This window comes from Neisseria sp. P0021.S007 (genome assembly GCF_051956855.1).
In genome coordinates this window covers 1-661 of the sequence record NZ_JBQCXA010000598.1, presented here as the reverse complement: position 1 = coordinate 661, position 661 = coordinate 1, and the positions used below count along the sequence as shown (strand labels likewise).

Below are 661 nucleotides of genomic sequence, written 5' to 3'. Positions count from 1 at the left end.
GCGCCTGAACACGGTTACAGCATTCAACTGGTCAACCTCTCCCTGTTAGCTGAACTGACCGGCATTTTCACTGTCGGCGACTTTCGCAGCCGCGACCTTGCCTGCAACGGCCAAGGTGCACCCCTCGTTCCAGCCTTTCACGAAGCGCTGTTTCAAGATGCGAATGAAACCCGCGCCGTACTCAACATTGGCGGTATTTCCAATATCAGTATCCTCCCACACGACAGCCCTTCTTTCGGCTTCGATACCGGCCCCGGCAATATGCTGATGGATGCATGGATGCAACATATTTGGCAGCAGCCTTACGACAAAAACGGGGAAAAAGCTGCACAAGGCAAAATCCTCCCTGATCTGCTCGCTTCCCTGCTCGACCATCCTTATTTCAGCCGCCCTTATCCCAAAAGTACAGGCCGAGAGTTGTTTTCCCTAAGCTGGCTTCAAGGCCATCTGAAAGGTAATGAAAAGCCGGAAGATGTGATACGTACATTGGTCTTTTATACCGCACAAACCATTTTTGACGCGGCCAAACAAGCTGCTCCGGTGATTCATCATCTTTATATCTGCGGCGGCGGCATCCGCAATCCTGTTTTGATGCAAGACTTGGAAACCCTGTTTTCTCCCGACACCAAATTGCACAGTACAGCCAAGCTCCATCTTGACC

General features: G+C 51.4%; 1 protein-coding gene. It reads left to right on the top strand.

What is annotated here, in order from left to right:
- On the top strand, window positions 1-661 hold a 661-nt coding region (locus ACTHUR_RS14860; protein WP_440399360.1), incomplete at both ends, for an anhydro-N-acetylmuramic acid kinase.